Annotated in this window: 18 protein-coding genes; 6 read left to right on the plus strand and 12 right to left on the minus strand. The window is 61.2% G+C overall.

The window, feature by feature from the left end; genetic code table 11:
- Positions 1 to 65: 65 nt before the first annotated feature.
- Complete coding sequence (locus ACTJKS_RS01740) at positions 66 to 1,034, minus strand: LysR family transcriptional regulator (RefSeq protein ID WP_108181735.1); 969 nt, start codon at positions 1,032 to 1,034, stop codon at positions 66 to 68.
- A gap of 281 nt (positions 1,035 to 1,315) precedes the next feature.
- Here ACTJKS_RS01740 and ACTJKS_RS01745 point away from each other — a divergent pair, with 281 nt between their 5' ends.
- From ACTJKS_RS01745 to ACTJKS_RS01760, 4 genes are all read left to right on the plus strand, one after another.
- Positions 1,316 to 2,815: an efflux transporter outer membrane subunit gene (locus tag ACTJKS_RS01745; RefSeq protein ID WP_108181736.1), complete on the plus strand. Its 1,500-nt coding sequence runs from the start codon at positions 1,316 to 1,318 to the stop codon at positions 2,813 to 2,815.
- A 213-nt stretch (positions 2,816 to 3,028) separates the two neighbouring features.
- Complete coding sequence (locus tag ACTJKS_RS01750; RefSeq protein ID WP_108181737.1) at positions 3,029 to 5,221, plus strand: FUSC family protein; 2,193 nt, start codon at positions 3,029 to 3,031, stop codon at positions 5,219 to 5,221.
- Positions 5,211 to 5,411 carry a DUF1656 domain-containing protein gene (locus tag ACTJKS_RS01755; RefSeq protein WP_003221811.1) on the plus strand — a complete coding sequence of 67 codons (201 nt, stop codon included), beginning with the start codon at positions 5,211 to 5,213 and terminating at the stop codon, positions 5,409 to 5,411. The genes ACTJKS_RS01750 and ACTJKS_RS01755 overlap by 11 nt, the downstream gene beginning before the upstream one ends.
- 10 nt (positions 5,412 to 5,421) lie before the next feature.
- Positions 5,422 to 6,288, plus strand: a complete 867-nt coding sequence (locus ACTJKS_RS01760) for an efflux RND transporter periplasmic adaptor subunit (protein WP_108181738.1) — start codon at positions 5,422 to 5,424, stop codon at positions 6,286 to 6,288.
- A 130-nt stretch (positions 6,289 to 6,418) separates the two neighbouring features.
- On the opposite strand, the gene ACTJKS_RS01765 is transcribed toward ACTJKS_RS01760, so the two are convergent.
- Together ACTJKS_RS01765 and ACTJKS_RS01770 are read right to left on the minus strand one after the other, a co-directional pair.
- Positions 6,419 to 6,817, minus strand: a complete 399-nt coding sequence (locus ACTJKS_RS01765) for a DUF4440 domain-containing protein (RefSeq protein ID WP_108181739.1) — start codon at positions 6,815 to 6,817, stop codon at positions 6,419 to 6,421.
- Positions 6,814 to 8,184, minus strand: coding sequence for an MFS transporter (locus ACTJKS_RS01770; protein ID WP_262947994.1), 1,371 nt, complete (start codon positions 8,182 to 8,184; stop codon positions 6,814 to 6,816). The genes ACTJKS_RS01765 and ACTJKS_RS01770 overlap by 4 nt, the downstream gene beginning before the upstream one ends.
- A gap of 109 nt (positions 8,185 to 8,293) precedes the next feature.
- Here ACTJKS_RS01770 and ACTJKS_RS01775 point away from each other — a divergent pair, with 109 nt between their 5' ends.
- Positions 8,294 to 9,175: a LysR family transcriptional regulator gene (locus tag ACTJKS_RS01775; protein ID WP_262947993.1), complete on the plus strand. Its 882-nt coding sequence runs from the start codon at positions 8,294 to 8,296 to the stop codon at positions 9,173 to 9,175.
- A 100-nt stretch (positions 9,176 to 9,275) separates the two neighbouring features.
- Here ACTJKS_RS01775 and ACTJKS_RS01780 read toward each other — a convergent pair whose 3' ends face one another.
- On the minus strand, positions 9,276 to 10,100 hold the full coding sequence (locus ACTJKS_RS01780; RefSeq protein ID WP_198758432.1) for an SDR family oxidoreductase: 825 nt from the start codon (positions 10,098 to 10,100) through the stop codon (positions 9,276 to 9,278).
- A 35-nt stretch (positions 10,101 to 10,135) separates the two neighbouring features.
- Positions 10,136 to 10,600 (minus strand): hypothetical protein, encoded by a 465-nt coding sequence (locus tag ACTJKS_RS01785; protein WP_047601459.1) that lies wholly within the window; start codon positions 10,598 to 10,600, stop codon positions 10,136 to 10,138.
- A 188-nt stretch (positions 10,601 to 10,788) separates the two neighbouring features.
- Here ACTJKS_RS01785 and ACTJKS_RS01790 point away from each other — a divergent pair, with 188 nt between their 5' ends.
- The gene (locus tag ACTJKS_RS01790) at positions 10,789 to 13,614 is read left to right on the plus strand and encodes an RHS repeat domain-containing protein (protein WP_262947992.1); all 2,826 of its coding nucleotides are present in this window, start codon (positions 10,789 to 10,791) and stop codon (positions 13,612 to 13,614) included.
- Between the two features lie 87 nt (positions 13,615 to 13,701).
- Here ACTJKS_RS01790 and ACTJKS_RS01795 read toward each other — a convergent pair whose 3' ends face one another.
- The 7 genes from ACTJKS_RS01795 to algG form a co-directional block, all read right to left on the minus strand.
- Positions 13,702 to 15,153, minus strand: a complete 1,452-nt coding sequence (locus tag ACTJKS_RS01795) for a mannose-1-phosphate guanylyltransferase/mannose-6-phosphate isomerase (protein ID WP_041064843.1) — start codon at positions 15,151 to 15,153, stop codon at positions 13,702 to 13,704.
- A 189-nt stretch (positions 15,154 to 15,342) separates the two neighbouring features.
- Positions 15,343 to 15,999: an alginate O-acetyltransferase AlgF gene (locus ACTJKS_RS01800; protein WP_041064839.1), complete on the minus strand. Its 657-nt coding sequence runs from the start codon at positions 15,997 to 15,999 to the stop codon at positions 15,343 to 15,345.
- A gap of 15 nt (positions 16,000 to 16,014) precedes the next feature.
- A complete protein-coding gene (locus ACTJKS_RS01805; RefSeq protein ID WP_262947991.1) occupies positions 16,015 to 17,187 on the minus strand; it encodes an alginate O-acetyltransferase in 1,173 nt (390 codons plus the stop codon).
- Between the two features lie 10 nt (positions 17,188 to 17,197).
- A complete protein-coding gene (locus ACTJKS_RS01810; RefSeq protein WP_007969546.1) occupies positions 17,198 to 18,763 on the minus strand; it encodes an MBOAT family O-acyltransferase in 1,566 nt (521 codons plus the stop codon).
- Positions 18,764 to 18,962: 199 nt separating this feature from the next.
- Entirely contained in the window at positions 18,963 to 20,087 is a 1,125-nt protein-coding gene (locus tag ACTJKS_RS01815) for a mannuronate-specific alginate lyase (protein ID WP_222016429.1), read from the minus strand.
- Between the two features lie 8 nt (positions 20,088 to 20,095).
- Positions 20,096 to 21,556 (minus strand): alginate O-acetyltransferase, encoded by a 1,461-nt coding sequence (locus tag ACTJKS_RS01820; protein ID WP_262947989.1) that lies wholly within the window; start codon positions 21,554 to 21,556, stop codon positions 20,096 to 20,098.
- A gap of 10 nt (positions 21,557 to 21,566) precedes the next feature.
- A complete protein-coding gene (gene algG / locus ACTJKS_RS01825) occupies positions 21,567 to 23,153 on the minus strand; it encodes a mannuronan 5-epimerase AlgG (RefSeq protein WP_041064886.1) in 1,587 nt (528 codons plus the stop codon).
- Between the last annotated feature and the right edge of the window lie 11 nt (positions 23,154 to 23,164).

The following is a 23,164-nucleotide window of genomic DNA, read 5'->3' on the forward strand; positions in this document are numbered from 1 at the left end:
TTTAAACATCAAAGGCAAAGATCGCAGCCTGCGGCAGCTCCTACAGGTTTGGCGGTGTGTTTAAGTCAGGTGGCGACGCGGGCGCCGGCGAGGCTGCCGCTGAGTTCGTAGGCGGCCAGTTCTGCCTGGTGCGCGGCAAGGATTTCCGGCAGTGACCCGCGCAAATACTCGACCCAGGTCTTGATCTTCGCATCCAGGTATTGCCGCGACGGGTAGATCGCGTACAGGTTGAGTTCCTGCGAGCGGTAGTTGGGCATCATCCGCACCAGTGTGCCGTTGCGCAGGCCTTCGATGGCGGCGTAGACCGGCAGGACACCGACGCCCATGCCGCTGATTATCGCGGCCTTCATGGCGTCGGCGGAGTTCACCAGGAACGGCGAGCTGTTGATGGTGACCATTTCCTGGCCGTCGGGGCCGTTGAAGGCCCATTTTTCCAGGGGGATCACCGGGCTGACGAGGCGCAGGCAGGCGTGGTTCAGCAGGTCGCTGGGTTTTTGCGCGCAGCCGTTGGCTTTCACGTAGGCCGGGGAGGCGCAGACGATGCTGTAGGTGATGCCCAGGCGTTGCGAGACGAAGCCCGAGTCCGGCAGTTCGCTGGCCAGCACGATGGACACGTCGTAGCCTTCGTCGAGCAGGTCCGGCACGCGGTTGGCCATGGTCAGGTCGAAGGTCACGTCCGGGTGGGTCTTGCGGTAGCGGGCGATGGCGTCGATCACGAAGTGCTGGCCGATACCGGTCATGGTGTGCACCTTCAGTTGGCCGGCGGGGCGCGCGTGGGCTTCGCTGGCCTCGGCTTCGGCTTCTTCGACATAGGCCAGGATCTGTTCGCAGCGCAGCAGGTAGCGCTTGCCGGCCTCGGTCAGGGCGATGCGCCGGGTCGTGCGATTGAGCAGGCGGGTTTGCAGGTGGGCTTCCAGGTTGGAGACCGCGCGCGAGACGTTGGCCGTGGTGGTGTCGAGTTGCACGGCGGCGGCGGTGAAGCTGCCAGCTTCGGCCACACAACTGAAGGCGCGCATGTTTTGCAATGTGTCCATGGGGTGCTCTCAAGGGAGATGGCAAATTGTGACACGAAGTTTCAGGGGCTGAGACCCCCGACCAAGGGATTATCTCGTTAACGGTAACAAAGATTCACAGGAATCCCAGCTTATCGCCGAACAGGGCGTTCCCTAGAATTGCGCCGTTCCCTGTAGGAGCTGCCGAAGGCTGCGATCTTTTGATTCTGTTTTAAGGGAATCAGGATCAAAGATCGCAGCCTTCGGCAGCTCCTATAGAAGGGAACACGTCCCGCCTTATCCTCTTTCAGGAATTCGCAGCTGTGCCGCGTCGCATCAACAGAGCGCTTTTGCCGCTCAGTGTTCTGGCTTTTACTTTGGGTCTTGGCGGCTGCATCGGTACCGGAGGAATTGCCCCGCAGGGCAAGGCACTGGAGGCCAATACCCTGGCCACCGACGACGCGATTGCCCACGCCGCCAAAGACGCCAATTGGCCCACCGCACAATGGTGGCAAGCCTACGGCGACCCGCAACTCAATCGCTGGATCGACCTCGCCGTGCAGGGCAGTCCGAGCATGGCCATGGCCGCGGCGCGGGTGCGTCAGGCCAAGGCGCTGGCCGGTGTCGCCGAAGCGGCCGAGTCGTTGCAGATCAATGGCGAGTCGACGCTCAAGCGCCACAATTGGCCGACCGACCAGTTCTACGGCCCGGGCGAGCTGGCCAACACCACCACCTGGGACAACAACGCCGCGCTGGGTTTCAGTTACGCCCTCGACCTCTGGGGCCGCGAAAGCAATGCCAGCGAACGCGCGGTGGATCTGGCGCACATGAGCGCCGCCGAAGCGCGGCTGGCGCAGCTGGAATTGCAGAACAATATCGTGCGCGCCTACATCGAGCTGTCGCTGCACTATGCCCAGCGCGATATCGTCGCCGCGACGCTCAAGCAGCAACAGCAGATTCTGGATCTGGCGCAGAAGCGTCTGGATGGCGGGATCGGCACGCACTTCGAAGTCAGTCAGGCCGAAACACCGTTGCCGGAAACCCATCGGCAACTGGATGCGCTCGACGAAGCCATCGCCCTGAGCCGCAACCAGATCGCCGCGTTGGCGGGCAAAGGCCCGGGCGACGGTGCGCAGTTGCAGCGGCCGACGTTGGCGCTGGGGGCTGCGTTGAAACTGCCGTCGGCATTGCCCGCCGAGTTGCTCGGTCAACGCCCGGACGTGGTCGCCAGTCGCTGGCAGGTCGCGGCGCAGGCGCGCGGTATTGATGTTGCGCATGCCGGTTTCTATCCCAACGTCGATCTGGTTGGCAGCCTCGGCTACATGGCCACCGGCGGCGGGGCGCTGGAGTTTTTGACTGGCAAGAAGCTCAACTACAACGTCGGCCCGGCGATCTCCTTGCCGATCTTCGACGGTGGGCGTTTGCGCAGTGAGCTGGGCGAAGCGTCCGCCGGGTATGACATCGCCGTGGCGCATTACAACCAGACGCTGGTCAATGCGCTGAAGAACATCTCCGACCAGTTGATTCGCCGCGAGTCGATGGACAAGCAGCAAGCCTTCGCCGCCGAATCCGTGGCCACTGCGCAGAAGACCTACGACATCGCGATGATCGCTTATCAGCGTGGCCTCACTGATTACCTCAACGTGCTCAATGCGCAGACCTTGCTGTTCAAGCAACAGCAGGTGCAGCAGCAGGTGCAGGCGGCGCGCTTGAGTGCGCATGCCGAGCTGGTGACGGCGCTGGGCGGCGGCCTCGGGGCGGGCAATGACGTGCCGACTGCCGAGCAAACAGCAGCCCCGAAAACCCCGACCCTGTTGCGGTGAACACACAATCCACTACACAAAACCTTTGTGGTGANTGCGGAGCAGCCCCAAAACCTGCAAACCGGTTCTGCTTGGCACACCGCATTGGCTTTTCTTGGGGCTGCTGTGCAACCCATCGGGGATAAATCCCCTCACCACAGAGTTTGTGTTCACCACAAAAATTGATGTTTGCCACAGATAACTCTTCAGTCCTCAATCATTGAGCAAGATTTAATGACTCCCTTGCCCGCACCTCTACGCTGGCTCTCCTCCCTGGAATGGCGCCGTGGCTTCTTTGACTGGGCGCGCAGTGATGGCGTGACCTGGGTCTACATCTTCAAGGTATTGCTCGCCGCGTTCCTCACGCTATGGCTGGCCATGCGTCTGGAGCTGCCGCAGCCGCGCACGGCGATGATCACCGTGTTCATCGTCATGCAGCCGCAGAGCGGCCAAGTGTTCGCCAAAAGTTTCTATCGCTTTCTCGGCACTCTGGCCGGGTCGGCGATGATGGTCACGCTGATCGCGCTGTTCGCGCAGAACACCGAATTGTTCCTGGGCTCGCTGGCGATCTGGGTTGGCATCTGTTCGGCGGGGGCGGCGCGCTGCCGTAACTTTCGCGCCTACGGTTTTGTCTTGGCGGGCTACACCGCGGCGATGGTCGGGCTGCCGGCGCTGGCGCATCCGGACGGTGCGTTCATGGCCGCCGTGTGGCGAGTGCTGGAGATCTCGTTGGGGATTCTCTGCTCGACCGTGATCAGCGCCGCGATCCTGCCGCAAACCGCCAGCGCAGCCATGCGCAACGCGCTGTATCAGCGCTTCGGTGTGTTCGCGCTGTTCGTCACCGATGGCCTGCGCGGGCGCAGCAAGGCCGAGTCGTTCGAAGCGAGCAACGTGCGCTTCATCGCCGAAGCCGTAGGCCTGGAAGGGCTGCGCAGCGTCACCGTTTTCGAAGACCCGCACATGCGTCGGCGCAACGGTCGCCTCAGTCGTCTGAACAGCGAGTTCATGGGCATCACCACACGCTTCAACGCCCTGCATCAGTTGCTCGAGCGCCTGCGCGGCAACGGCGAAGAACATGTAGTGGCCGCGATCAAACCGGGCCTGCAGGACCTGGCCGAAGTGCTCGACGGCTTCAGTGGCCGTGCCTTGACCAGCCCGGACGCGGCACGTCTGGCGACGGCGTTGGCGACTTACAAGGAAGGCCTGCCGACACGCGTGCGAACCTTGCGCGGGATTTTCCAGGAAACCGCTCCGAGTGAAGCCGAGCAACTGGACTTCCACACCGCCTACGAATTGCTCTATCGCTTCGTCGATGACTTGCACAGTTATGCACAGACCCACGCCTCGCTGGCCGATCACCGCCACGAGCGTGAGCGCTGGGACGAGCCGTTCACCCCGCAAACCAACTGGTGGGCCGCGGCGGCTTCGGGGATCCGCGCGTCGTTCATCCTGATTGTGCTGGGCAGCTATTGGGTGGCCACCGCGTGGCCGAGCGGCGCGACCATGACCTTGATCGCCGCCGCCACCGTGGGTTTGTCCGCCGCCACACCGAACCCGAAACGCATGGCGTTCCAGATGGCCTGCGGGACGTTCCTCGGGGCGCTGATCGGCTTCGTCGAGATGTTTTTCATCTTTCCGTGGATCGACGGTTTTCCGCTGTTGTGCGTGATGCTCGCGCCGGTGATCGTGCTCGGTTCGTTCCTCACGTCGCGGCCGCAATATGCCGGGGTCGGCCTGGGGCTGCTGATCTTCTTCAGCACAGGTTCGGTGCCGGACAACCTGACCGTCTACAACCCCTACACCTTCATCAACGACTACATCGCCATGGTCATGGGCATGCTGGTGTGCGCGGCGGCGGGGGCAATCATTCTGCCGCCGAACAGCCGCTGGTTGTGGAAGCGCCTGGAGCAGGATTTGCGCGGTCAGGTGGTCTACGCCATCAGCGGCAAACTCAAGGGGCTGGCGTCGAGTTTCGAGAGTCGTACCCGCGATCTGTTGCATCAGGCATACGGCCTCGCTGCCGGCCAGCCGAAGGTACAAAAAAACCTGCTGCGCTGGATGTTTGTGGTGCTTGAAGTCGGCCACGCGATCATCGAGTTGCGCAAGGAACAGGCAATCCTCCCGGTGCACCCGGCGTATGCCGAATCGCAGCCGTGGCGCCAGGCTATTCGGGTGATGGGCCGGGCGCTGGTGCGGCTGTTTCTGCAACCGAACCCGAGCAATCTGGAGCGCGCACTGGTCGCGGTCGATCACGCGATCAGCCGGGTCGCCGCGACCGACGAGCCGTTCGCGCCGCACTTCGACACGTCCGCGCTGCGTCGGGTGAAGAGCTATCTGCACTTCATCCGCACCTCGTTGCTCGACCCGCAATCACCACTCGCTGCCTACGCCGTCGCCAAGCCCGAAGGACTTGCCCATGCCTCGTGAAATCGCCTTCCACGGCGTGTACATGCCGACCATGACCCTAATGTTTTTTGTCGCTGCGGCGCTGGCCTGGGCGCTGGACCGGTTCCTCTCGGGGTTCGACCTGTACCGCTTTTTCTGGCACCCGGCGCTGCTGCGCCTGAGTCTGTTTACCTGTCTGTTCGGCGCCATGGCGCTGACCGTCTACCGTTGAGAACGTTCTGATGAAAAAGTTTTTCAGCCTGCTCGCGACCCTGCTGGTGCTGGCCCTGGCACTGTGGATTGGCCGGACCCTGTGGGAGCATTACATGAACACCCCGTGGACCCGCGACGGCCGGGTGCGGGCGGACATCATCAACGTCGCGGCCGACGTCACCGGTGAAGTCATCGATGTACCGGTGCGCGACAACCAGTTGGTGAAGAAGGGCGATCTGCTGATGCAGATCGATCCGGAGCACTACCGCATCGCGGTCAAGCAGGCGCAGTCGCTGGTGGCTTCGCGCAAGTCGACGTGGGAGATGCGCAAAGTCAACGCACATCGCCGCGCCGACCTCGACAACCTGGTGATCTCCAAGGAAAACCGCGACGACGCCAGCAACATCGCCGACGCCGCGCTGGCCGATTACCAACACGCGCAAGCGCAACTGGAAGCCGCCGAACTCAACCTCAAACGCACCGAAGTGCGCGCGGCAGTGGACGGTTACGTGACCAACCTCAACGTGCATCGCGGCGACTACGCGCGCATTGGCGAAGCGAAAATGGCCGTGGTCGACATGAACTCATTCTGGGTCTACGGCTTCTTCGAAGAGACCAAGCTGCCGCATGTGCGCGTGGGTGACAAAGCCGACATGCAACTGATGAGCGGCGAAGTGTTGAAGGGCCACGTGGAAAGCATTTCCCGCGGCATCTACGACCGCGACAACCCGGAAAGCCGCGAGCTGATCGCCGACGTGAACCCGACGTTCAACTGGGTGCGCCTGGCGCAGCGGGTACCGGTGCGCATTCACATCGATGAAGTGCCGGAGGGGGTGTTGCTGGCGGCGGGGATTACTTGCACGGTGGTGGTGAAACAAGAGCCTGTGGATAACTGACAGGCCGCGTCGCGGCCATTCGCGAGCAGGCTCGCTCCCACAGGGGATCTTCGATGTGTCACAGATCCAGTGTGGGAGCGAGCCTGCTCGCGAAGCGAACAACCCGGTCTTTCAGACCAATACCGAGTAATCATTCAGCGCAAAACGTCTCCTGCAAATGCCGCCACAACACCCGCCCGTCTTCGCTCTTTTCAAACACCACTGTCGACCGGCGATCGGTGTGCAACCCGCTCGCATCGCTCTGCTGCTCGCGATAACTCAACGTCGCGCTATGCGCATGCAGGGCAATCCCGCGCAGCTCACTGAGCTCGATCCGGAACCCGGGCTTCTTCCCGCCTGCTGACTGAAACAGCCCGCGCAAGGCTTCGATATCCAGCACCCGGCCCAGCGGCGTGACCATGGAAAAATCCGTGGAGAACCGGCTCAGCAAACGCGCCAGTTCCGCCGGATCCTGCTCCACGGCAAACCAGCGTTCGATGACCAGGTGGGCCTGGATCACTTCATCAAAATATTCGTTGTAGTCAATCATGTGGATTTTTCCTGAAGGGAAGGTGGGCTCAGCAGGGCGAGCACTTTGGAGGCGTCGAAACGCAGCACGGCGATCATCGGCAGCAATGTGAGCAAGGCAGCCGCGACAAAACAGTATTTGAATCCGTTGTTGCCCAATGCGCCCAACAGCGAACTGAGCAGCGCGGCGCCAAGACAGAAACCGAGCTGGCGATTGATGTTCCACAGCGCGCTGGAGTGGCCCATTTTTTCCGGCGCGATGCCGACAAACGCCAAGGTCTGTGCGGTCACGCTGCACAGGCTGCCGCCCAGTCCCATCAAGGCATAGGCGATGATCAGCGGCGCGGCGGCGGGCTGCTCGATGCGCATCAACAAGACAATGCCCAGACATTGCAAAAGCATTCCGGCGATCAGCAACGGTTTGGGGCCGATGCGGTTGAAACTGCGTTTGCCGAGCATGATCGCCACGCCCGAGGCAGCGGCCCAGGACAGCATCAGCGCACCGGTTTGCGCGGCGCCGAAGCCGAGGTCATGCAGGTACAACACGGCAATCATGTTGGTGCCGGTAAACACCCCGGGCACAAACAGATAAATCAGCATTGCCAGGCGCAACGACGGACTCTTGAGTAGTTGCAGGTCGAGCACCGCGTCGGGCTTGTGCCAGCCATCACGCAGGTATAGCCATAAGGTGATGGCGCCGATCAGCAGCACGCCGCCCGCAAGATGTCGGGTCGTGGGCGCGCTCGCCAGACTCACGGCCATCAACAACAGACTCAGGGTTGCCACCGCCAGCAGCAGGCCGCGTACGTCCAGCGTCGGACGCTCGGTGGTGGGTTGATCCGCTTGCAACCACAACAGACCCAATGCGAACACGAGCAGCGCCAGCGGCATGTTCAGGTAGAAAATCCAGCGCCATGACAAGGCCTCGACGATCAGGCCGCCCGCCGCCGGCGACAGGGCTGGCACCATCAGCGCAACCAGCAACACCACACCAGTGAGGTGTGCCCGCTGCGTCGCCGGGAATTGCCGATACGCCAGGGCCTGCCCGATCGGCAGCAACAATCCGCCGCCGAGCCCTTGCAGCAGACGCCAGCCGATCAGGCTTTCAATCGACCCGGCCTGGGCCACCAGACCGGAGGCGATGCCGAACATCAGCAACGAGCCGAGAATCAGCCGCCGCTCGCCCAGCCGCGCCGCCAGCCATACGCTCAGCGGAATGATCAGCGTCAGCCCGAGCATGTAGGCGTTGGTGATCCACGCCAGTTGCGTCACCGAGGCGTGCAACTCCCGCGCGATGTTCGGGTAGGCAATGCTCGCGGCGAACATGTTCAGCAGGTCGAGGGCGAACCCGGACAAATACACCAGCGCGACTTTCGAGCGATAGGCCATGACAGCCTCCCTGTGATGAGGTGTGCAGGGTAGGGCGGTTCGGACGTTAGGAAAACGCGGGTTTGCCTGCTAGTTTGTCAAAATTATTTTGACAGGGAGTGCACCGGAGATGGTCAGCCTGGACCGTTTTGACACCTTCAAAGCCGTGGTCGAGGCCGGGTCACTGACGGCCGCCGCCGATACCTTGGGCCAGACCCGCGCCGTGGTGAGCTTCAACCTCAAGCGTCTGGAAGAGGAATTGGGCGTCACGCTGCTCACGCGCAACACCCGGCAACTGGCCCTGACCGATGCCGGCGAGCGCTTTTATCGCCGCTGTCTGCGCACCCTCGACGAAGCGCGATTGGCGATCGAGGAGGCGCGCTCCGAGCATGCGCAACTCAAGGGCACGTTGCGCATCACCACCACCGTGGAATTCGCCTTGGCTCAGGTGGTGCCGGCGCTGGAGGTGTTTCGTCAGCAACAGCCGCAACTGAACATTCATTTGTCGACGTCCTCGACCCACGCCGATCTGATCTCCGAACGCTTTGACCTGGCGATTCGCCTGGGCCGCATGCACGACTCCAGTCTGCGCGCGGTGCAGTTGTCGACGTTCGAAGTGTTTGCGGTGGCGGCGCCGCCGCTGGTCGAGCGCTTTGCCCCGGTTGCCACGCTGGCGACGCTGGAATCGATGCCGACGCTGGGGCATGGCCGCGTGCCGGAAATGACCGTGACCGATCCGGCGGGCACCGAGCATGTCTACCAGCCAAAACCGGGGACCACCGCCATCGTCGCTGACAACTCGGCAACGCTGCGAGCGTTTGCGTTGACCGGGCAAGGCGTGGCGATTCTGCCGCAGTGGCTGATTCAGGATGATCTGGAGGCGGGGCGATTGGTGCGATTGCTGGCCGATTACCGTTTTGCTCAGCAGGGGGTGTATGCGCTGTACCCGGATACCCGGCATTTGCCGCTGAAGGTGCGGGCGTTCATTGATTTCATGAAGGGCTGGGGCTGAGTGTTGGCTGATCTGGCCCCTTCGCGAGCAGGCTCGCTCCCACATTTGGAACGCATTCTCTTGTGGGAGCGAGCCTGCTCGCGAAAGCGTCAACCCGGTCTCAGAGCTTGCCACGCAACCCGAACCGCCGCATCAACGTCGACTCCAGCAACCCCTTGGGCAACACCATCGCCAGCAACGGCAACGCCCGGCTGCCATTACCAATGCGGATCAGTCGTGGCGGCTTGCTTTGTTGCACAGCCTTGAGCAACTCAGCCGCAAACTCACTGGCCGGCGTCGGCTTGTCCTGCGAGGCCTTGGCCCGTGCGCGGATTCCCTCACGCAAGGGAAACCACGGAGATTGCTCGTTGATTAGTTGCTCGGCTTCGTGTCCGGCATTCTTGGCGAAGCTCGACTGAATCGCCCCGGGCTGGACCTCCATCACGCGGATGCCGAACGGCGCCAGTTCCATGCGCAGTGCATCGCTCAACGCATGCACCGCCGCTTTCGAGGCGCAATACGCGCCAGCGAACGGCGTCACCAGCACGCCTGAGACACTGCCGATGTTCACCACCAGCCCCTTGGCCCGACGCAGTACCGGAAACAGTGCGCGGGTAACACCGACAATCGAGAACACGTTGGTTTCGAACTGGCGCTGCATGGCCGGCACGCCGCCATCGAGCAGCGGCCCCATCGCGCCATAACCGGCGTTGTTGATCAGCACGTCGAGGCCGCCGTGTTGCTGGTTGAGGCGTTCGGCGAGCTGTTCCAGCGCCACGCTGTCATTGACGTCCAGCGCGATGGCGGTGAACCCGGCAGCGGCGAGGGCCGCGACATCTTCGGTTTTGCGCGCCGTGGCCCAGACTTCGTAGCCGGCGGCTTTGAATGCATCGGCGAGGGCGCGGCCAATGCCGCTGGAGCAACCGGTAATCAACACAACGGGCATGGCGCATTCCTTGTGCAAAAAAGGGGGGGTAAGGATCAGTCGGAGAAGCTGCCCTGCAAGCGCTCGGCACGAAACTCCAGGGTTTGTGGGCGATAACCGGGGCGCAGCGGTGGCATCGGCAGGCAGTCTTCCCAGTTACCGCCGGCCTGCAGTTCGCCGGGGCCGCGATAGCGTGGGGCGGTGTATTGGTTGTCGGCCAGATTGACCGTGTCACCGGGCGCGTAGGCTGCAATGCGCCAGCGTAATTCGGTCAGCGGCACGTCGTTGCCGTTTTTCATTTTCAGTTGCAGCGGACGATCCGCCGGGCATTGTTCAGGCGCATAGACAATGCGCATCTCCAGACGCGCCAGTTGCTTGAGCTCGCGGTTGTCCAGCCACACCACCCAGACCGCGACCAGTCCCAGACCTACGGCGGCCGCGACCGACACCGGCACGGCCTTGGCCGGATAACGCAGCAAGAGGATCAGCCAGGTAATGACCAGCAGCACGCCGATGAACATGTTTGAACGCTCCTTGAACTCATGAGCACCATCCTACCGAAGGGGCGCGGGAATGGATATTCACCGAGCAAAGCATGGCGCCATTGGTCGGGACTGTAATTTCTGACAGTGGGCATCCGGACTGTCGAGCGGTTTGATGTCTTCGCCGGAACGAAATGGCGCGGTCATGAATATTGGGTACGAGACATATGGGCGTTCATTACAAGACTCCGACCCTTTCGGCGAACGACCCTCGTGGGCTTGCGATTCGCACGGTCGACTATTGGCGCGGTGATGGCGTCGGCCCCGCTCAAAGTCGCATCCACCGTACCTTGCACGACGTGGCCGGGCGTGCTGTTGCGCAGTGGGACCCGCGTTTGTGGGCACTGCAAATGTCCGACCCACTGACCCCGGCCAATCTGACCACGGTGTACTCGTTGAATAGCCAGGTGTTGCGCTCGGACAGCGTCGACGCGGGCACGCAGGTCGCGTTGTACGGCCTCGGAGCGCAAGTGCTGCTTGATTGGGACAGCCTTGGAACCCGTCGTGAGGCGGAATATGACGTGTTGCTGCGACCGCTGGCGGTGTTCGAAGACGGTGTAGCGACGCCCCGACGCTGCGTCGAGCGTTACCGATATGGCCAGCCCGGCGCCGGTGAGCCGAGTAAAAATCAGCTCGGCCAGTTGATACGCCATGACGATCCGGCGGGCAGCGTGTTGTTTGAAACCTTTGCGATCACCGGCCAGTGCAGTGAAAACATCCGCTATTTCACCCACGCCCCTGTCACCCCCGATTGGCCCGAACGAATTGAAGACCGTGCGCGGTTGCTTGAGCCGGGCGAGGGCGCCACTAGCCGATGGCGCTTCGGCCCGCTGGCACAAGTGCTCGAACAAGTCGACGCGCGAGGTAACAGGCAGGGGGTTGAACTGACCGTCGACGGGCGCTTGCGTGCGGCACATGTGCAGTTGAAACTGCAGCCCGATACCCGGCCCATGGTCAGCGACATTCGTTACAACGCTGACGGGCAGGTCGAACATGAGTTGGCGGGCAACGGCGTTCGTGCCTCGCTGACCTATCAGCCGCAGAACGGTCGTCTCGTCAGCCGTCGCACGACTGACGCCAGCGCCAGGCTGCTGCAGCATCTGCTTTACACCTATGACCCGATGGGTAATGTGTTGAGCATCGAAGACGCGGCCCAGCCCATCCGTTACTTCGCCAATCAGCGTATTGACCCGATCAGTCGTTTCACTTACGACAGCCTCTATCAATTGAGTGAGGCCAGCGGCTGGGAGGCGGGGGCAAATAATCAGGGGCCGACGCCGGTGAGTCGCGCTGATCCAGCGGCGTTCAGCAACTACCGGCAAACCTATCGTTACGATGCCGGCGGCAATTTGCTCGAGTTGACGCATGTCGGCGCTCAAGCGCACGGACGCCAGTTCAAGACCGCCCGCTACAGCAATCGCGGCCTGTCGTGGCGCAATGGCCTGCCGCCGACTGAAGCGCAAATCGCGGCAGCTTATGACGCGCGTGGCAATTTGCTGGAGCTGGATCAAGGGCGATTTGTGCAGTGGGATCTGCGCAATCAACTGCACCTGGTCAGCCCGGTAGAGCGCGTGAGCGAATCTGACGATCAGGAAATTTATCTGTACGACGCCGGCGGTCAGCGCGTGCGAAAAATCCGTTCGCTGCAGACCCATACCCGCACTGTCATCAACGAAGTGCGCTATCTGCCAGGACTGGAGTTGCGGGTCGACAGTGCTGGCGAAGTCCTGCAGGTGATCTCGGCACAAACGGCGATTAACAGCATCAACGTCCTGCACTGGGAAGGTCCGCCGCCGGCGGGAAGCAATGATCGGTATCGGTACAACGTTGTTGATCATCTTGGGTCGGCCAGCCTGGAGTCAGGCGAGGACGGGCGGATCATCAGTCAGGAAAGCTATTACCCGTTTGGTGAGACGGCGTGGAGCCGTGAGTCCGAGGTCAGTTACCGCACGCTTCGATATTCGGGCAAGGAGCGAGATGCGACGGGACTGTATTACTACGGTTTGCGCTATTACGTCCCGTGGCTGCAGCGTTGGATGAACCCGGATCCCAAAGGCTTCATCGATGGAAGTAATCTCTACAGGATGGTGTTGAACAACCCGATGACCTATCTCGACAGCGATGGAGCGATCACGCGAAAACCGTTGGCCAATGGCTTATGGGAACCTGTCATTGCATCAGGCTCAAAGCGCGAAATGACCGCCGTCGCATTCACGGATAAAGGCGAACCCAATCGGTTTGTACCTGCAATGGGTAAGCCCACCAATATCGGGAAAGCATTGCAAGTACCTGAGTTCGGCAAGGTGGTGGTCGACACCAAGTTTTTAGACCCGACGCCCGGGCGTTATTCCAAAGCGGTGGTCAGCGGCCTCAGTAATACTGCGGGTGGAGCCGAATTCATATTCACCATGGATAAGCTGACCTACTCAGGAGCCAGCAATGGTGCTTTCAACGCATTGAGAATTGTCGACATCGCTGCCGGCCAGATGCCTGATAAAGCCAACGCCGTTTCTGGCTATTGGGCGCCTCAGGGGGGGTATGTCGATATTCCTGTGAATCCTTCCGGGGTCCAGCCAGATCATGTCTTTACCCCGGCCTTCAGTGGCTGCTCGCTGACGGTGGAACAGTTGAACAGAAACGTCCTCCGCGTGCGTCACGTGGAGGGTGGCAAGGAAGATACCCAGTTCAATAACCTGCCGCGCAGCGAGCATGGTCTGGGCCTCGGTGCAACAATGGAGTACCCGGACTATGGCTATGCCGCTAACGACAGCGGACAGCTACAGGAGTTTAAAAACGCGTTCGCCTTCATGAAATTCGATCGCAAACAGCAGACATGGAATATCCACTACCAGACCATTGAGGGTACCGCCAGCATTACGCGTTACGAGCCGGCCAAGAGGGGCTTGTTCACCAAAACCAATGCCAGTGTATCCGCGCATGCTTCTATCAAAGTCCGGCAGTCGATGAGCAAGCGTGTGGCGATTGCGCGGTAACCGACAAAAGAATGAAAAAGCCCCCGCCCAACCCACTGCGGATAGGGGACGCAGCGGGCTGGACGGGGGCTTCTTATTGCCGGGAGATCACTGTGCGATGGTTTTCACCGACACGCCGCGTTCGATCGGGGTGGAGCGACCGTAGATGTCTTCGAAGCGCTCGATATCGTCTTCACCCAGGTACGAACCCGACTGCACTTCGATGATTTCCAGCGGGATCTTGCCCGGGTTGCGCAGGCGATGCACCGAAGCGATCGGGATGTAGGTCGACTGGTTCTCGCAGAGCAGGAACACGTTGTCATCGCAGGTCACTTCGGCGGTGCCGCTGACCACGATCCAGTGTTCGGCGCGGTGGTGGTGCATCTGCAGCGACAGGCACGCGCCCGGCTTGACCGAGATGTGCTTGACCTGGAAGCGGCCGCCCATGTCCACCGAGTCATACGAGCCCCACGGACGGTAGACCTCGCAGTGGTTCTGGGTTTCGCTGCGGCCCTGCTCGTTGAGGGTGTTGACCATCTGCTTGACGCCCTGAACCTTGTCCTTGTGGGCGATCATCATCGCGTCTTTGGTTTCGACCACGACGATGTTTTCCAGGCCGATCACCGACACCAGTTTGCCGTTGCCGTGGATCATGCAGTTCTTGCTGTCCTGGATCACCACGTCGCCTTTGCTGACGTTGCCGTTGGCATCCTTCTCATTGACTTCCCACAGCGACGACCAGCAACCGACATCGCTCCAGCCGGCGGTCAGCGGCACCACGCAGGCGCGCTGGGTTTTTTCCATGACGGAGTAGTCGATGGAATTGTCCGGGCAGCAGGCGAAGGTGGCTTCGTCGAAGGTGATGGTGTCGGCGTCCTGCTGGCTGCGCTCAAGGGTCAGCAGGCAGGTGTCGTAGATGTCCGGATCGTGCTTTTTCAGCTCTTCGAGGAAGCGGCTGGCGCGGAACAGGAACATGCCGCTGTTCCAGTAGTAGCCGCCGGATTCGACGTATTCGGTGGCGCGTTTGACGTCAGGTTTCTCGACGAAGTGCGAAACGCGGCTGACGCCTTCTGGCAGCAGCGAGTCGCCGGTGGATTTGATGTAGCCGTAGCCGGTTTCCGGTTTGGTCGCCGGCACGCCGAACAGCACCATCTCGCCGTTTTCGGCGGCGACGGTGGCCAGGGCCAGGGCGCGTTGCAGGGCTTTCTGGTCTTCCAGCACGTGGTCGGCCGGCAGCACCAGCATCAGTTCGTCACGTCCTTCGTTGACCAGCATCATCGCGGTCAGCGCCACGGCCGGCGCGGTGTTGCGGCCAAACGGCTCCATGAGGATGCGCTGGCATTCGAGATTACGGTTGGCCAACTGTTCGTTGACGATGAAGCGGTGATCCTTGTTGCAGACCACGATCGGCGTGTCCATGCCTTCGAACACCAGGCGCTCCAGGGTTTGCTGGAACAGCGTGTGTTCACCGGTCAGGGCGAGGAATTGTTTAGGGAATTGCTTACGCGAAAGCGGCCAAAGACGTGAACCGCTACCACCTGACAAGATCACCGGAATCATGTTGTTTACTCCATAAAAATCGATTGGTTAGAGGCACGAACGTTGTGTCGTTTCACTCTTGTTGTTGTCGCGTATCCGAACTCTTGCCTCGGTCCCTGTGGGAGCCTGGCTTGCCAGCGATGGCATCACCTNGTCTGCATCGCTGGCAAGCCAGCTCCCACAGGGGGCCGGGTCAGTTCATGAAATGTGTTAGCGCGTCGACACCGGGCGTTTCACCCAGACTGGCGACAGGCTGCTGCCGGAGCCGGTGACATACAGCACCGCGGCCTCGCCACGCTCCAGCGCGACCGGTTTCACGTCGCCGACTTTCTTGTCGCCTTCGTACAGCGCCAGGCTGACTTTCACCGGGTTGATTTCACGTTCGCCACGGCCCTTGGCGGCCACGTTCGGCACCACCTCGGTCTTGCCGTCGGCGGTCTTCAGGGTCAGCGGCTTGTCGCTGAGGTTCTGCACGCGCACCAGGGATTTCTGCTTGTTCTTGAACGGCGGCTCTTCGATCAGTTGCGGCGCGCCGGACGCGTTGTTGACCAGGGTGTAGTAGTGGTCACCGGCCAGTTTCACCGGCAGGGTCTGGCTGCCGACTTTGGCGCTGTAGTCGCCACCCGGCATGAAGCTGAAGTCGCTGCTGGCCAGTGGCGCAACGTCGCTCAGGTTGGTGCTGCCGACGGTGGCGCTGACTTCGGCGTTGCTGGCGTTGTAGACCCGCACGAAGGTCGAGCCTTTCGGTGCGGTCGGGCCGTACAGCGCGGCGTCGCCACCGGCGAAAGCCTGGACGGAAAGCACGCTCAGACCCGCAACCAGTGCGAAGCGTTTGGCGAGACGACGAGGAGTAGTAGTGAAAGTCATGGTGTTACCTCTCTTTCAGTTTTGCGCCCGATCGGGCGTCTCGGATTTAGTGTTGATGGCTACGTTTTGTTGGCGAGCACCGGCTTGTTTGAGCTCTGCGACCCACTGCGGGTCGGCGTCGCCGATTTCGTTGTTCACAGGCAGATATCGTTCAGGAAACTCCCAGATCAGCACCTGTGGCGGGCTGTTCTTGAAGTCATCGCTTTTCAGGTAGCTGAGCATCGGCAGGATCGGGCCGTGGCCGTCCTCGGCGTAATTCACGACGTCGCTGTGCAGCGCTTGTTTCAGCGCCCCGACGAAGTTCCAGTTGGGGTTGGCGCTGTAGCTGGTGCCAATCAGTGCGACCGGTACTTCGTTGCTGGCGAACAGCGCGTCGTCACCGGCCGGTTGCTCGGCGGCCACGGTGTTGCGCTTTTGCAGCGGCTCTTGCGCCGGCATCAGGTTTTCGAACAGCGGATCCAGCGGCAGGAACAGACGCAGGTCGCCCTTGTGCGTGACCTTCTCCGCTGGCGTGGTGACGAAGCGCTGCGGCTCGCCGCTGAGCGGGAACTTGTCGGCGATGGTTTTGGCCAGGGTGTTGGCGGCGATTTCGGCGCCTTCCGGGGTCCAGTGGGTGTCGGTGCGCAGGAACACTTGCTGACCGTTTTGCTTGGCTTGTTGCAGCGGGCCGAGCAGGTCCGGGGCGAGGATCTTGTCTGCCGCGACACGGGCGTGGAAGTCCTGATAAAGGTTGGCGTGAATGCTTGCCGGTTTCACTTCACCCAGGTGTTCCGGGTACAGGCGCACCTTGGCCGGCACGATGGCCATCACCAGTTTCACGCCTTTCTCTTTCAGGGTCTGACGCACGCCTTCGACCAGCGCGTAGTTGCATTGCAGGTTCAGCTCTTCGTTGACGATCGGGTTGAATTCCTCGTCGCTGTACAGCCACTGATCGCGACCAAGCACTACGCCCGGACGCCCTTCGTTGAACAGTTTGAAATCCAGCGCCGCCCAGAGGTTGGTGCCCAGACGCTTGATCGGAAACTGATCGTCGTAGTGGGTTTCCACGGCTTTGGTCCAGCGACCGTTAAGCACGGTCGCATCGGCGTTGGTGCTGAAGCCGAAGAAGCTGCGCACCGACCACAGACCGAGCACCAGCAAGGTCAGCAGAAACAGCGCGATGTAGAAGATGCGTAATGAGCGGGTCATGTCAGATCCCTCAGAACTGGAAGTAAAGGAACGGCGAGAAGCTTTGCGCCGAGAGTTTGAGAATCGAGGCGATGAACAGCAGCAGGATCAGCCCGCGCATCACGTAGCGTGACCAGTCCGCCGTCCAGTAAGCCGGTTGCACCTGGGCTTCGACGCCGACGGTGTAGCCAGGCTCATGGATGCTCGCCGGGTTTTCGCCAGGCGCGGCTTTGATCATGCCCGGGGTCGCGGTGGCAGGGCCGTTGGCCTCGACGTTGACTTCAGGTTTGCTCTTCACCGGAGGCTGGTTGGTGTACAGATCACGCAGGCCGAAGAACGCCAGGGTTGCGTACGCCACCACCAGGGTCGCCACTTGCAGACCGGTGAGGCTGGCGCGGTTGAGTTCCGACAGCGACCAGTCGCTGAAGCTGAACATCGCGCCGTACATGCGCCCGGCGACGTGCAGGTTCTCGGCACGGAAGATCACCCAGCCCATCACCACCAGCAGGAAGGTCAGCGCCCAGCGGATCGGGTTCAGGCTGCGCGGCGAGGTGTTGATGCCGAGCATCTTTTCGATCGCCAGCCACATGCCGTGCCAGGCGCCCCAGACGATGTAAGTGATGTTCGCGCCGTGCCACAGACCACCCAGCAGCATGGTCAGGAACAGGTTGCGATAGGTCATCAGCGTGCCTTTGCGGTTACCGCCGAGGGTGATGTACAGGTAGTCACGCAGCCAGGTCGACAGGCTGATGTGCCAGCGACGCCAGAACTCGGTGATCGACTGGCTGATGTACGGCTGCTTGAAGTTTTCCATGAAGCGGAAACCCATCATCAGGCCCAGACCGATGGCCATGTCGCTGTAACCGGAGAAGTCGAAATACAGCTGCGCGGTGTACGCCAGCGCGCCCAGCCAGGCATCACCGGTAGTCGGGTTTTGCAGGGCGAAGCAATGGTCGGCGACCACCGCGAGGGTGTCGGCAATGAACACCTTCTTGATGAAACCCTGCATGAACCGCGTGCAGCCCTCGGAGAACTTGTCGAGGGTGTGGGTGCGGTTGTTGAACTGATCGGCGAGGTCGCGGAAGCGCAGAACCGGGCCGGCAATCAGGTGCGGGAAGATCGCCACGAACGCCGCGAAGTCGATCAGGTTGCGCGTGGCCGGGGTGTCGCCGCGGTACACGTCGATGATGTAGCTGATCGACTCGAAGATATAGAACGAGATACCGATCGGCAGCAGCACGTGGGTCAGGATGAACGGTTCCAGACCGAACGAGGTCATGATCGCGTTGATGCTGTCCACGCCGAAATTGGCGTACTTGAAGTAGCCGAGGATGCACAGGTCGACCGCGACGCCGAGCAGCAGCCAGCGCTGCGCCGGTTTGGTACGCACGCCGGCGGCACCGACTTTCAGGCCGATCCAGTAGTTCCACAGGGTGACGCCGGCGAACAACGCCAGGAAGTCCACCCGCCACCACGCGTAGAACACGTAGCTGGCGATCAGCAGCAACAGGTTGCGATAGCGTTGCCCGCTCAAGTAGTACAAGCCGAGAAAGATCGGCAAGAACAGAAACAGGAACACGTTGGATGAAAATACCATCCCGATCTCTCCATGTTTGAACCAACAGTCAAGGGCCAAAGCCCCCCCAAACCCCCCACGTAAAACCGGAGGGCTAACTCAAATCTTGCTGCCCCCTGTAGGAGCTGCCGAAGGCTGCGATCTTTTGATTTTTGTCTTTGGAAATCAAAGTCAAAAGATCGCAGCGTGCCGCAGCTCCTACAGGGTTTTGTGTCCTGCCTTAAGAACCCTTGTTGCCCTTTTCGTGGGACGGGTCGTAGACCTTGGTCAGGTCGCCGCCGAGGCGGAAGGTCTTGAACGGTTGCATGCCGTGCTTCTTCTCGATCACATCCGCCGGGCAGGTGTAGAGGGTGCAGAACGGTTCGAGCCAGGCGAATTTCATGTCCTCTTTCAGGTCGGTCATGTCCTGCTCTTTGCCGTTTTTCTTCTCGAACTGATCCGGGTCTTTCACCCCGGCCAGCACCCGGTCACCCAGACGCTTGAGCGCGCTGTTATTTTCCTGACGCAGATCGACACCGTTGACCTGGGCGAAGCTGGCAATCATCGCCAGTGGCGGCAGGGCGTAGTTGTGATAGGCGAGGGCGCGTTGCTGGCGCTTGAGTTCGTTGGGCAGGAAGCCGTCGGCGTCGACTTGATTGACCCCGACCTTGTATTCCTTCACCGCCCAGTCGAACAGGTCGCGACGGTTGGTGGCGACGGCGGTGGCCATCACCGACCAGGCGGCCCAGTACGAGTGGTTGTTGGTTTTTTCCAGCGGCAGGTTGTCCCAGTCGCTGACCACCTGATCGGCCATCTTGCTGAACCACGCCTCGATCTGCTGCGCTTCTTGCTGATGCGTGGCCAGCGGATGCGAGTCGGAGAACTTCAGGCGAATGTACGAAGAGGCCATGCTGCCCAGCGCCCATTTGCGCATCGACTTGCCGGTGTGGTTGAAGTCTTTCGACATCAATGCATCGGCCTTGGCCCACGCGGTCAACCAGTTGAGCGTGCAGTCGAGCTGCTCCGGACGGCCGTCGCGCATGAACTGCATCACTCGTTTGGCGGTGCCGCGCTCCAGCGTGGTGATGTCCTTGGTGGTGTCGCGGAAGGCTTTTTCCGACTGCACGTTCAGGGTCGCGCGAGCCTTGTCCGAGCCTTCGTATTTGCTGCGAAATTGCAGCGGCCCGGTGTACGGCGCCGGCATCGCGTCGCAGCCTTCGCTGTTGTCGCCGGACTTGAATTTATCCACCGGGGCGAAGTAGCCCTGTGGCGGGCGCAATGGCGCGGCGGCCTGAGTGGCCCCGGCGAACATCGCCAGGGTCAGCAGGGATGGCGCAAGCAAGTGTTTGATCGTTCGATTTCGCATAGCAGACCTCATTGCCCGACTTGCGCGGTTTGTGGCCCAGCGCCCGGGAATACGTTGCGTTTGCAGATTTTCGCTTCGACTTTTTGCGGCGCGGTACCCGCTTCCGGGCCCTGGACTTCGACAGCCAAAAGATTTTGCGAGGCCCAGTCTTCGTCCGTGCGCAGCTCAAAGGCGAAACGACCGTCGGTGTCGGAGGTTTCCGGTTTCTCGATCTTGATGTCCTCGTGGCGACCGTTCATGTACCAGAGGGTGGCTTGCAGGGTTTTCACCGAGGTGTCGGCGAAGCGGATGTCGACCTGATGGCTGCTGTTCTGCAGGTTCAGGTTTTTGCTGTTGACCAGCAGTTCCTGTTTGCCGCCAGGCTTGAGTGTGGTGCTGGCGGACATTTGGGTTTCCTTGCCTTCGCAACCGTTATCCAGCAGCGCCATCATCTGGCGATAGATGGTTTCCTGGTCGAGGCGGTACAGCGGCGAGAATTCCCAGATGAGGATCTTCGGCGGGGTCTTCTGGAATTCGTCGCTACCGAGGTACTGCAGCATCGAACCTTCCAGACCACCGCCGGGGAAGGCGACGTTGAGAATGTCGGCGCCGATTGCCTCTTCGAGGAAGCCGGCGAAGTTGTAGTTCTTGCCGCTGTGCGAGGTGCCGACGAGGGTGATTTGCGGGTTGCCGGAATCACCGAACAGGTCGCCGTCACCGGCTTCGCCTTTCGGCTCGGTGGTGAACTGGTCCATGTACTGGATCGCGTAACTGGTGCCGCACAGTTGCCCGGCCATGTTGTGCAGGGTGCCGGTCTTGCCCATGCGCCCGGTGCGCTTGGTCTCGAATTCACGCTTGGGAATGTCGGCGAAGGCCGGAATCTGCTTGACCTTCTCGGCGACGATTTTCGCTGTGCGCTGAGCACCGTATGGGGTCCAGTGCTGGTCGCCACGGAAGTAGAAATCGTGAGCGGGCAGGGTGTCCGGCAGCGATTCGTTGGTCAGCGGCGACAGGTCCGGTACCACGTAACCCATCTTGGCGAAACGGCCGAGCATGGTCTTGTAGTTGCCCAGCGCTTTCTCGTAATCGAACGCGGCTTTTTCCTGCGGGTTGAGCTTGTTGCGGTTCACCAAACCACGGGTCGGCTGATAGACGATCACCAGTTCGACGCCTTTGGCCTTGAACGCATCGTGCAGCTGTTGCAGGCGTTTGTAGCCGGCCGGGGTGGTGTTGAACTCGGTGCGCAAATCTTCCTGGGTACGGAACAGCCAGTCGCCCTGCGCCTGCACCAGGGTGGTGAAGTTCTGCTGATAACGTGTGGTGTAGTTCTTCGCGTCGTGCGCGGCCGGGCACAGGTTGCAGCACGGTTCGGCGCTGAATTTTGGTGCGGTGGCGCCCGCCGCTTCATCGGCGCGGGCAGCATTGCTGGCCGCCAGAATGCCCACGGTCAGGGCCGACAGGCTGAGTAATTTGATCAAGTGTGGGTGCATAAAATTATCCTCAGTCCCGCAGTTCGGTCTGGCGTTCGACAGGGTCGATCAGTACGGCTTTCTGCTGGCGCACCAGCAGGTCGAGAATTTCATCCTGGCGCTCGCCGAGGATGCCGTTGAAGCTGATGCCGCTGGATTTGGTCGGCGCCAGCATCGATACGCGATACAGCTCGACGCTCAACGGCGAGTCGATGGCCATCGGGCCGCTGCCGTTGGCCGCCAGTTCACCGCCGACCACGATGAGCGAGACTTGCGCGTCGAACGGGTCGAGCTTGATGTCACGGTCGGTGTCGGTCAGGTCCTTGATGTGGCCGTAGACGCCGGTCAGACCGTTGGCCATGGCGACGTTTTCGTAGAGGCGGATGTTCACGCTGTTACGAATGCGGATGCCGTGACGTTTGTTGCTGATGACCTTGTTGCCCCACAGCAGGTTGTCGGCGGACTCGTAGAGGGTGATGCCGTCCGTGTGGTTCTTGTAGATCTCGTTGTAGGCAATGATGTTGTTGACGCTGTTACGGTCGATCACCAGGCCCGAGAGGTGGTTGTCGTAGCTCTTGTTGTTGAAGATGAAGCTGTCGTTCACTTCTCGGGAAATGATGATGCCGTGCTTCTTCTTCGTACCGTGGACGGTGTTCTCGGCAATGATCAGACCGTGGGAACGGTCGTGCGGGTCGATGCCGTAGACGATGTTGTCCTTGTAAGTGTTGCCCTTGACCACGAAGTCGCGGGTCTCGTAGCAGTAGAAGCCGTACCACATGTCGGAGAACTCGGAGCCGACGATCCAGCCCGTCGGTTCAGGGCGCTTGAGCACCTTGGCCATGTTCGGCGTGTACTGGGAAATACTCACCCCGTACGACTTACTGTTGGCGTAACCGAAACTGGCCATCTTGCTGTTGACGATGTAGGTCTCGGTGCCGCCCCAGGCCAGCAGGAACGGACGGAATTCCTTCGGCGAACGGAAGGTCGCCGGACCGTTGTCCTTCTCGCGCCAGCCAGTGACTTTGGTGTCACGCACAAACAACTGACCGTCGTTGACCAGGAACGAACCAGCCTCTTGCGACAGGCGCAATTCCTGGGTCTGGCCGTCGATTTCGAGGATGCCTTTACGGCCCACCACGATCGGCAGCTTCGCCAGGTACACGCCCGGCGAGGTCTCGCTGAAGTACTGCTTGGGCAGCTTCTGCGCCAGGTCCTTGAGGTTCAGGTAACCGTCGTCGACGAAGATCGCCTGCGGGATACCGTGCTGACGCACCACCCATTCGGCCATCTTGTTGTCGCCGCCGATGAAGTCCTTCAGGGCGTCTTCCTGCATCATCCGGCGCACGCTGATCTTGCCCGGTTTGCTGCGGTTGATCTTCGCAGCGGCAGCCTCGGCGGTGAAGCCGGACAGGTCGGGCAGTTTCGGCTTGGCCAGTTCCAGCGCCTCGGTCGGCGCGCTGCTGACGGTGTAGGTCTTGGCTTGTTGCAGCTCTTTGGCGGTGGTCACCGGTTTGCCCTGTTGAGGCACGGCCGGTTCCACCGTGGCGAACGCGCCAGCGGAGGCCAGCAGCATGGCGCCGGCCAACAGGCTGAGCGAGCCTTTCCTTGCATGGTGCATGTCGGGCACTC

The organism is Pseudomonas sp. 22189, from assembly GCF_052045635.1.
In the GTDB taxonomy this organism is placed as follows: Bacteria; Pseudomonadota; Gammaproteobacteria; order Pseudomonadales; family Pseudomonadaceae; genus Aquipseudomonas; species Aquipseudomonas parakoreensis.

Bases quoted from the DNA above. Each gene is read 5' to 3' on its own strand.
- ACTJKS_RS01740 (WP_108181735.1), bottom strand. From the start codon at position 1,034: ATGGACACATTGCAAAACATGCGCGCCTTCAGTTGTGTGGCCGAAGCT.
- ACTJKS_RS01750 (WP_108181737.1), top strand. From the start codon at position 3,029: ATGACTCCCTTGCCCGCACCTCTACGCTGGCTCTCCTCCCTGGAATGG.
- ACTJKS_RS01755 (WP_003221811.1), top strand. From the start codon at position 5,211: ATGCCTCGTGAAATCGCCTTCCACGGCGTGTACATGCCGACCATGACC.
- ACTJKS_RS01760 (WP_108181738.1), top strand. From the start codon at position 5,422: ATGAAAAAGTTTTTCAGCCTGCTCGCGACCCTGCTGGTGCTGGCCCTG.
- ACTJKS_RS01765 (WP_108181739.1), bottom strand. From the start codon at position 6,817: ATGATTGACTACAACGAATATTTTGATGAAGTGATCCAGGCCCACCTG.
- ACTJKS_RS01770 (WP_262947994.1), bottom strand. From the start codon at position 8,184: ATGGCCTATCGCTCGAAAGTCGCGCTGGTGTATTTGTCCGGGTTCGCC.
- ACTJKS_RS01775 (WP_262947993.1), top strand. From the start codon at position 8,294: ATGGTCAGCCTGGACCGTTTTGACACCTTCAAAGCCGTGGTCGAGGCC.
- ACTJKS_RS01780 (WP_198758432.1), bottom strand. From the start codon at position 10,100: ATGCCCGTTGTGTTGATTACCGGTTGCTCCAGCGGCATTGGCCGCGCC.
- ACTJKS_RS01785 (WP_047601459.1), bottom strand. From the start codon at position 10,600: ATGTTCATCGGCGTGCTGCTGGTCATTACCTGGCTGATCCTCTTGCTG.
- ACTJKS_RS01790 (WP_262947992.1), top strand. From the start codon at position 10,789: ATGGGCGTTCATTACAAGACTCCGACCCTTTCGGCGAACGACCCTCGT.
- ACTJKS_RS01795 (WP_041064843.1), bottom strand. From the start codon at position 15,153: ATGATTCCGGTGATCTTGTCAGGTGGTAGCGGTTCACGTCTTTGGCCG.
- ACTJKS_RS01800 (WP_041064839.1), bottom strand. From the start codon at position 15,999: ATGACTTTCACTACTACTCCTCGTCGTCTCGCCAAACGCTTCGCACTG.
- ACTJKS_RS01805 (WP_262947991.1), bottom strand. From the start codon at position 17,187: ATGACCCGCTCATTACGCATCTTCTACATCGCGCTGTTTCTGCTGACC.
- ACTJKS_RS01810 (WP_007969546.1), bottom strand. From the start codon at position 18,763: ATGGTATTTTCATCCAACGTGTTCCTGTTTCTGTTCTTGCCGATCTTT.
- ACTJKS_RS01815 (WP_222016429.1), bottom strand. From the start codon at position 20,087: ATGCGAAATCGAACGATCAAACACTTGCTTGCGCCATCCCTGCTGACC.
- ACTJKS_RS01820 (WP_262947989.1), bottom strand. From the start codon at position 21,556: ATGCACCCACACTTGATCAAATTACTCAGCCTGTCGGCCCTGACCGTG.
- algG (WP_041064886.1), bottom strand. From the start codon at position 23,153: ATGCACCATGCAAGGAAAGGCTCGCTCAGCCTGTTGGCCGGCGCCATG.